Origin of the sequence: Lentzea sp., assembly GCF_036380075.1 — a bacterium.
Lineage (GTDB): Bacteria > Actinomycetota > Actinomycetes > Mycobacteriales > Pseudonocardiaceae > Lentzea.
Window position 1 is genome coordinate 1 of sequence record NZ_DASVFL010000164.1, and the last position, 8174, is coordinate 8174.

Genomic DNA, 8174 nt, shown 5'->3' on the forward strand with positions numbered 1-8174 from the left:
CGCCGCAGGTCATCGAGACCGTGCCCGGCGCCGGCTACCGGTTCGGGTCATGACGCTGCGGACCAGGCTGACGGCCTGGTACGCCGGGGTGTTCCTGATCGCGGGCATCGCGCTGATCGGTCTCAACTACTGGCTGCTCGCCGAGTGGACGCCGGTGTCGGGCGGGATGGCGGTCTCGAGGGCCGTCCCGGCGGAGCAGCTGCCCTCGTACGTCGACATCACCGGCGTGGACGGGGTCGCCGCCGCGCAGCTGCCCGCCGACACGCTCGTGTACACCGCTGACCAGGTCAAGTCGGACACCATGGACACGGTCCTCTGGCAGTCGGTCATCGCGTTGCTGGTCGCCGCCGTGATCGCCGTCTGGCTCGGGTGGGTGGTGGCGGGCAGGGTGCTGGCGCCGCTGCACTCGATCACCACGACCGCGCACCGGCTGGAGGCGGAACGGCTGGACCAGCGCATCGAGCTCGACGGGCCGCCCGACGAGCTCAAGGAGCTCGCGGACACCTTCGACGGCATGCTCGACCGGCTCGCGTCGTCGTTCGACAGCCAGAAGCGGTTCGTCGCGAACGCCTCGCACGAGCTGCGCACGCCGCTCGCGGTGCAGCGGACGTTGATCGAGGTGGCGCTGGCCGCGCCGGACGCCACCGACGAGGTCCGCCGGCTCGGCGCGCACCTGCTCGACACCAACGAGCGGAGCGAGAGGCTCATCGACGGGCTGCTGGTGCTCGCGAAGAGCGACCGCGGCCTCACGTCGCGTGAGCTCGTGTGGCTCGACGAGGTCGTCGACGACGAAGTGGCGTCCTGCGAGACACTTGCCGCGGAGAAAAAAGTCACGTTTGTGGTGGAGACTCGCAGGTATCTGGTCGACGGCGATCCTGTCTTACTTTCCCAGCTCGTCGGCAACCTGTTGCGCAACGCCGTCCTCTACAACCGGCCGGGCGGTTCCGTCTCGGTACGCCTTGATCAAGAACTCGTCGTGACCAACACCGGCCCCACCGTGCCTGCCCAGGCAGTACCCGGGTTGTTCGAGCCCTTCCGACGTCTGCGCGACCGCACGGGGACCGCCGGATCGGGCCTCGGGCTGTCGATCGTGCAGTCCGTCGCGAAGGCCCACCAGGGCTCGGCGAAGGCTCGTCCGAACGGAGGAGGCGGGCTGGTGGTCCAGGTGAACCTTCCGGAAACGGGAGTGCGGCAACCCTCGTGAACTGGCAAGATCACGTAGAGATATCGGCGAGTCTCCCACCTGTGGACGCCTCGTTGTCCTAACGTTGTCTGCTGGCGAGGTGCGAATTCAGGGAGGCCACGATGCGAGCGCTGCGAGTCATCGGGCTCGACGAGGACGGCAAGTCCGTCATCCTCGAGGACCCCGAAAACCGCGGCGAGCGCTTCACGCTCCCCGCAGACGAGCGCCTTCGGGCGGCCCTGCGCGGTGACCTGGCGCGCCTCGGCCAGATGCAGATCGAGTCGGGCGAGGCCCAGATGCGGCCGCGCGAGATCCAGGCCCGCATCCGCGCCGGCGAGTCGATCGAGCAGGTCGCGGCGGCCTCCGGCATGCCGGCGAACCGGATCGAGCGCTTCGCCTACCCCGTGCTCCTCGAGCGCTCCCGCACGGCCGACATGGCCCAGCGCGCGCACCCGGTCCGCGAGGACGGCCCGGACGTGCAGACGCTCGGCGAGGTCGTCGCGCACTCGTTCGGGATGCGCGGCCACGACCTGTCCGACACGAAGTGGGACTCGTGGAAGGGCGACGACGGCCGCTGGATCGTGCAGCTGCACTGGACGACCGGGCGCTCGGACAACCGCGCGCACTGGGCGTTCCACCCGGGTGCGCAGGGCGGCACGGTCACGGCGCTCGACGAGGCCGCGGTCGACCTGATGGACCCGAACCCGAACCGGACGCTCCGCACGGTGCGCCCGGTGACGCAGCTCGCGCGGCAGGCGCTGGAGGCGACTCCGGTCCTCCCGGCGTCGATGCCGATGCTCGAGGAACCGGCACCCGTGCCGGTTCCCGCGCAGGCACCGCCTCCGGCTCCGGCGCCCGTCGTGGCCGAGACGCCGGTCCACGTGCCCGTCCAGGAGAAGCAGCCGGAACCCGAGCCCGCTCCCGCCCCGCCGGCACCGCCGGTGAAGAAGGAGCAGGAACCCGCCGCGGAGAAGCAGGTCCGCAACGACCCTCCTCCGAAGCGGGGGAAGAAGAACCACCCCATCGTCCCGTCGTGGGAAGACGTTTTACTCGGCGTGCGGTCGAACCGCTGAGTGAGGCGCCGACGCCGTGGGACGTCGTGTCGCGCTGGCTGCCGGAGTGGGTGCACTCCTCGGGCTGGCCTGGTGGGGAATGTTCGAGCTCATCGCCTCCGGGGCGGTCTGCACGTTCGACGACTGGGGTTGTCTCAGCACGTTCGTGACGACCGTTCCGGTCTTCGCGGTGGTGGCGGCGGTCCTGGGCGGGATCGCGCTGCGTTCGTCGGGTGAGTCGCGGGCATGGCTGGTGGCCGTGCCCGCGACCCTCATGGCCGTGGTGGCGATGATCTTCCTGCTCGCCGTGCCGTGGCTCGGTTTCGCGGTGTTCGCGGTGCTGTACGCGCTGCTCGCCGTGCTCACGTCGGCACGGCGTGAAGGTGCTGTGGAGGGTTCGTGAAGAACGGCCTCCGCTGGTCGTTCTTCCGATAGTCCTTGGCGCATGGTGTTGCGCACGGCCCTCGGGGCCGTCGTCGGAACGGTGGTCGGTGGCGGGTTCGTCGTCACCCTCGACGCGTGGGGCTGGTACTGCTCTCCCGGCTGGGGACGCACCGGTTGCGGTGTCGGGCTCCCGGCCACCTACGGGCTGGTCTTCGGGTTCTGGACGGCCGTCGCGGCCGTGCTGGTCCTCGCCGGGTTCCGGGCGCTGCGCGCGCGGCGCGGGTGGTGGACAGCCGGGATCGGCGCCGCGCTGTGGATCGTGCTGGTCGTGGGGGCCGTCGTCGTCGAGACGCGCTACCTCGACCTGTACCAGGCGGAGGGTCGCGAGTTCATGGTGACCGCGTACGTGCTCGCGGCCTGCGTCGCCTACGCGGTCGCGGCGCTGTGCGGGCCGCGTGCGTCCGCGCCTGGCGGAACGAGCCTCGCGTCGTCATGATCGACGGCATGAGGACGGTCACGGCGGCGCTGGTGGGCGCGGTGTGCGGCACCGGGTGGCTGCTGTCGCTCGACCCTCTCGGAAACCTGCCGTGCGACGGCAGCGGGATCGGCTGCGCGCTGCTCTCGCTGCTCGTCCTGGTTCCGGCGCTGGTGGTCGTCTGGGTGCTCGTGGGGTGGGGCCTGCTGCGGGTCGCGCGGCTCCCGGCGGCGGGACCGACCGCCGCCGCCGGCACCGCCTGTGCCGTGGTGCTGGCGCTGCTCGGCGGCGTGCTGCTGCGGTTTCTCGGCATCGCACTGCCGGACGAGACCGCGCTCGTCGTGGTCGCGGTGGCGGGAGCGGGCGGGTACGCCTTGGCTGCCGCGGTGGCCGCTGGTTACGGTGGCAGGCGTGACCGAACAGAGCACCGCGGGTAAGACGGGCAGGGCGGGGCGCCGGCTGCTGTTCCGGGTCGTCCTCTCGATGGCCGTCGGGGCAGGGCTCGTGCTCGGCTGGACGTGGGCGTACGAGTCGGGCTTCCTCAAGTCGTGGCTCGACAGCACGTCGATGTCGACGTTCCTGCTGCTCGTGCTGGTCGGGCTGCCGCTCGCGCTGGTGTCGTCGCTGGTGCTCGCCGGGCCGGTCCTGTGGGTCTTCGGCGTGCGGCCGGTGTGGCCGGTCATCCTGCTCGGGCCGGTCGTGCTGGGCATCGGGCTCTACTTCAAGGTGCACGAGCCCGCGATGGCCTGGTTCACGAACCGGCACCACGCCGAGGCGTTGCTCGCGGCCGTCGCCTACGGGCTCGTCGCGCTGGTGACGTTCAAGAGGTCGTAGGGACCTCGTCGAGCAGGTTCAGGTCCCAGCCCTCGCTCTCGCACCAGTCCTCGGCCTCCTCGCGGGAGACGGACCTGGCGTGCCGCGGCCTCGGGCCCGGCAGGTGGTCCCAGCCGTCGGGGGCCAGCACGTAGCTCGCGCCGTCACGGGTGGCGATGAGCCGTCCGTGTGGAAACGCCATCGTCTGCTCGGTTCGCAGATACCGCGTCATGGTGGTCATCGTGCCCTTGACCTCGACCTAAGTCGAGACAGCAGGCTCCGGTGAGGAGAAAAACCGGATGCCGAGGCGGGTCGTCCTTCGTAGTTTGGGGGTGACCTGGAGGGGGCTCGTCGCGTGAGCGATCAACGTAACTCGACAATCAGGACCTTGCGGAGGTTGTGGCCGTACGTGCGGCCGCACCGCGCACGGATGGCTGTCGTGCTGTCGGCGACGATGCTCGCGATGCTGTGCGGTCTCGGCATCCCGCTGCTCACGCAGCGCATCGTCGACGGTCCGATCCAGAACAAGGAGACCGCGGTCCTGCCGTGGCTCATCCTGGGCGTGCTGGCGCTCGGGCTCAGCGAGGCCGGCCTGTTCTACATCCGGCGCAAGGTCGTCGCCCGGCCGGCGGCCGAGGTCGAGGCGCGCATGCGGTTCGACCTGTACCAGCGGCTGCAGCGGCTGCCGGTGTCGTTCCACGACAAGTGGCAGTCGGGTCAGCTGCTGTCGCGGGCGACCAACGACCTCACGACCGTGCGGCGGTTCGTGGCGTTCGCCGTCATCTTCCTGATCGTGAACAGCCTGGTCGTCCTGATCGGACTGGGCATCATCGCGGCGCTCTCGCCGTGGCTGGTGGTCGTGTCGCTGTGCGGCGCGCTGCCGTTGATCGTCATCTCGTTCTTATTCGAGTCGAGGTTCAAGGTCGTCGCGCGCAGGGCCCAGGACCAGGCGGGCGACCTGACCACGACGGTCGAGGAGTCGGTGCTCGGCATCCGGGTGCTCAAGGCGTTCGGGCGCGGGCCCGAGCTGTCGAAGCGGTTCCTGGCGCAGGCGCGGGAGCTGCGGGCGACCGAGCTGAACAAGATCTCGATCCTGGCCGCGCTGTGGTCGGTGCTGATCGTGCTGCCGGAGCTGTCGATCGCGGGCATGCTCGGCGTCGGCGCGATCGGCATCGTGAACGGGTCGATGACGGTCGGCACGCTGGTCGCCGCGGTCGCGGTGAGCGCCTACCTGCGCTGGCCGATCGACTCCATCGGCTGGCTGCTCGCCGAGACGAACCAGGCCGCCTCCGCGCTGGAGCGGTACTGGGAGGTCATCGACGAACCCGTCACGATCACCAGCCCGGCCTCGCCCACCCCCCTGCCCGCGCCGACGCGCGGGCACGTCCGTTTCGAGGGCGTGCGGTTCGCGTTCGAGGACGGCCGCGAGGTGCTCAAGGGCGTCGACCTCGACCTGCGTCCCGGCGAGACCGTGGCGCTGGTCGGCGCGACCGGGTCCGGCAAGACGACGCTGACCGCGCTGGTGCCGCGGCTGGCCGACGTGACGGGCGGCCGGATCACGCTCGACGGCGTCGACGTGCGGGACCTGTCGCTGGAGGACCTGCGCACGGCGGTCGGCACCGCGTTCGAGGAGCCGGTGCTGTTCTCCGCGTCGGTGACCGAGAACGTGGCGCTGGGCGTGCCCGACGTCGACGAGGAACGGGTGCGCGAGGCGCTGCGGGTCGCGAAGGCCGAGGAGTTCGTGGACGCGCTGCCGTGGGGTCTCGCGACCCGCATCGGTGAGCAGGGCCTGTCGCTGTCCGGCGGCCAGCGGCAACGGCTGGCGCTCGCGCGCGCGGTCGTCGGCAGGCCGGCGGTGCTGGTGCTGGACGACCCGCTGTCGGCGCTCGACGTCCACACCGAGGCCGAGGTGGAGGCGGTGCTGCGCCGGGTGCTGCGCGGCGTCACGGCGCTCGTCGTGGCGCACCGGCCGTCGACCGTGCAGCTGGCCGACCGGGTCGCGATGCTGGCCGACGGCCGGATCACCGCGTTCGGCACGCACCGGGAACTGTTGGAGCACAACGAGGAGTACCGGCGTCTGCTGTCCAGTCTGGACGCCGACGACAAGGTGGAAGAGGAGGTGGCGTCGTGAGCTCGGCACCCGTTCAGCCCGTGGCTGAGGAAGAGGAGTGGCGCGGCGTCGCCGCCGAGGAGATCGAGGAGATCTCCCACCGGACGGGCCTGCGCCTGCAGGCGAGGTCGCGCAGGCTGCTGGGGTCGTTGCTGCGCCCGCACGTCCGCCGCACGTCGCTGGCGATCGCCGCGGTGGTCGGCGGCAACCTCGCGAACCTCGCGGGCCCGTTGCTGATCGCCGCCGCGATCGACAGGGGCATCCCGGCCGCGATCGGCGGCGGTCCGATGGTCCTGGTGTGGTGCGTCGTCGGCTACGCGGTCTGCGCGGGGCTGACGACGTTCCTGCGCTGGGCGTTCCTGCGGATCTCCGGCCGCGTCGGCCAGGACCTGCTGCTGGACCTGCGCGGGCGGATCTTCCGGCACTCGCAGGGGTTGTCGGTGGGCTTCCACGAGTCGTACACGTCCGGCAAGGTCATCGCGCGGCTGACGAGCGACGTCGACGCGTTGCAGGACCTGCTGGAGGAGGGCCTCGACAGCCTGTTCAACGCGGCGCTGTCCGTGGCGGGCATCGCGGTGATCCTGATCTGGCTCGACGCCCCGCTGGCGTCGGTCGTGATCGCGGGCTTCATCCCGGCGTACTTCGTCTGGCGCTGGTTCCGCCGCCGCTCGATGGACGCCTACCGCGGCACGCGCGGCGCGATCGTGAAGATCATCGTGCAGTTCGTGGAGTCGATGAACGGCATCCGCGCGGTGCAGGCGTTCCGGCGCCAGCCCCGCAACGAGCAGATCATGACGGGCTTCAACGGCCAGTTCCGCGACGCGAACACCGACGCGCTGGGCGTGATGGCCGCGTTCACCGCGACGATCCGCACCATCGGCAACGTGTCGCTGGCCGTCGTGCTGGCGTGGGGCGCCTACCGCGTCACGGGCGGCTCGATGGAGCTGGGCGTGCTGGCGGCGTTCACGCTGTACCTGCGCCGCTTCTACGACCCGTTCGACGAGCTGGCGATGTTCGCGAACTCGTACTCCTCCGCCACCGCCGCGCTGGAGAAGATCTCCGGCCTGCTGGAGGAGGAACCCTCGGTGCCGGAACCGTCGTCGCCGGTCGCCCTGCCGCACGCGCGGGGCGCGATCTCCTTCGACGCCGTCGAGTTCCGCTACCCCGGGACGTCCCGGCTGGTGCTGCCGACGTTCTCGCTCGACGTTCCGGCCGGCCAGACCGTGGCACTGGTCGGCGCGACCGGTGCCGGCAAGACCACGCTGGCCAAACTGGTGGCACGCTTCTACGACGCGTCGTCCGGCGCGGTGCGGCTCGACGGCGTGGACCTGCGTTCAGTGGCGGACACGGACCTGCGCCGGGCCGTGGTGATGGTGACGCAGGAGAACTTCCTGTTCTCCGGCTCGGTCGCGGACAACATCGCCCTGGGCCGTCCGTCGGCGTCCCGCGCCGAGGTCGAGGCCGCGGCGGCCGAGGTGGGGGCGCACGAGTTCATCGCCGCGCTGCCGGACGGGTACGACACCGACGTCCGCAAACGCGGTGGGCGGCTGTCCGCCGGGCAGCGGCAGATGGTGGCGTTCGCGCGGGCTTTCCTCGCCGATCCCGCCGTGCTGGTGCTGGATGAGGCAACATCATCGCTGGACGTGCCCACCGAACGTGCGGTGCAGGCGGCACTGGAGACGGTGCTGGCCGACCGGACGGCGTTCATCATCGCCCACCGGCTGTCCACGGTCCTGATCGCGGACCGCGTGCTGGTGCTCGATGGTGGCATTGTGGTGGAGGACGGCTCCCCCGCGGAGCTGATCGGTGAGCAGGGCCGGTTCGCCGCCCTGCACACGGCCTGGCGCGACTCGCTCGCGTAGGGCCTTTGGTCGCGTTCGCGCCAATGGGGATCTGGCGCGAACGCGACCTCACGTTTGCCGGGCGAGTTCCAGCGTGGTCCTGTTGCGTTGTCCCCGTGCCTGTTCCAGTGTGGTCATGCAACTCGGACGAAAGACCTGGGTGGCATCGCCGCTTCGCGACGATTGCGATTGGGGCTTGACTTCGGGGCCCTTGCGAGGCGCTGTGGTCGGCCGGAAAACGGCCGGACGCTTCGCGACCGGCCGAGCCCGAAAGGGGTAGCACCTCGCACCCAAAGTCAAGCCCCAATCGCACAAG

At 70.8% G+C, this 8174-nt stretch carries 9 protein-coding genes; 8 read left to right on the top strand and 1 reads right to left on the bottom strand.

Going from position 1 to position 8174, the window contains the following annotated elements; genetic code table 11:
- The first annotated feature begins 49 nt into the window (after positions 1 to 49).
- The 6 genes from VF330_RS18990 (at position 50) to VF330_RS19015 (ending at position 3928) form a co-directional block, all read left to right on the top strand.
- Positions 50 to 1204: a sensor histidine kinase gene (locus VF330_RS18990; protein WP_330852964.1), complete on the top strand. Its 1155-nt coding sequence runs from the start codon at positions 50 to 52 to the stop codon at positions 1202 to 1204.
- Between the two features lie 101 nt (positions 1205 to 1305).
- Positions 1306 to 2256 (top strand): septation protein SepH, encoded by a 951-nt coding sequence (gene sepH, locus VF330_RS18995; protein WP_330852965.1) that lies wholly within the window; start codon positions 1306 to 1308, stop codon positions 2254 to 2256.
- Positions 2257 to 2335: 79 nt separating this feature from the next.
- Positions 2336 to 2638: a hypothetical protein gene (locus VF330_RS19000; RefSeq protein WP_330852966.1), complete on the top strand. Its 303-nt coding sequence runs from the start codon at positions 2336 to 2338 to the stop codon at positions 2636 to 2638.
- Between the two features lie 42 nt (positions 2639 to 2680).
- Positions 2681 to 3115: a hypothetical protein gene (locus VF330_RS19005; RefSeq protein WP_330852967.1), complete on the top strand. Its 435-nt coding sequence runs from the start codon at positions 2681 to 2683 to the stop codon at positions 3113 to 3115.
- A gap of 8 nt (positions 3116 to 3123) precedes the next feature.
- A complete protein-coding gene (locus VF330_RS19010; RefSeq protein ID WP_330852968.1) occupies positions 3124 to 3531 on the top strand; it encodes a hypothetical protein in 408 nt (135 codons plus the stop codon).
- The gene (locus VF330_RS19015; RefSeq protein ID WP_330852969.1) at positions 3506 to 3928 is read left to right on the top strand and encodes a hypothetical protein; all 423 of its coding nucleotides are present in this window, start codon (positions 3506 to 3508) and stop codon (positions 3926 to 3928) included. Before VF330_RS19010 ends, VF330_RS19015 begins: the two co-directional genes overlap by 26 nt.
- Here VF330_RS19015 and VF330_RS19020 read toward each other — a convergent pair.
- Positions 3915 to 4139 carry a hypothetical protein gene (locus VF330_RS19020; protein ID WP_330852970.1) on the bottom strand — a complete coding sequence of 75 codons (225 nt, stop codon included), beginning with the start codon at positions 4137 to 4139 and terminating at the stop codon, positions 3915 to 3917. The genes VF330_RS19015 and VF330_RS19020 overlap by 14 nt on opposite strands.
- Before the next feature lie 156 nt (positions 4140 to 4295).
- Between VF330_RS19020 and VF330_RS19025 the strand changes: the two genes are divergently transcribed.
- Both VF330_RS19025 and VF330_RS19030 read left to right on the top strand, forming a co-directional pair.
- A complete protein-coding gene (locus VF330_RS19025; RefSeq protein ID WP_330852971.1) occupies positions 4296 to 6038 on the top strand; it encodes an ABC transporter ATP-binding protein in 1743 nt (580 codons plus the stop codon).
- Positions 6035 to 7879, top strand: a complete 1845-nt coding sequence (locus VF330_RS19030) for an ABC transporter ATP-binding protein (protein WP_330852973.1) — start codon at positions 6035 to 6037, stop codon at positions 7877 to 7879. Before VF330_RS19025 ends, VF330_RS19030 begins: the two co-directional genes overlap by 4 nt.
- Positions 7880 to 8174 lie beyond the last annotated feature (295 nt).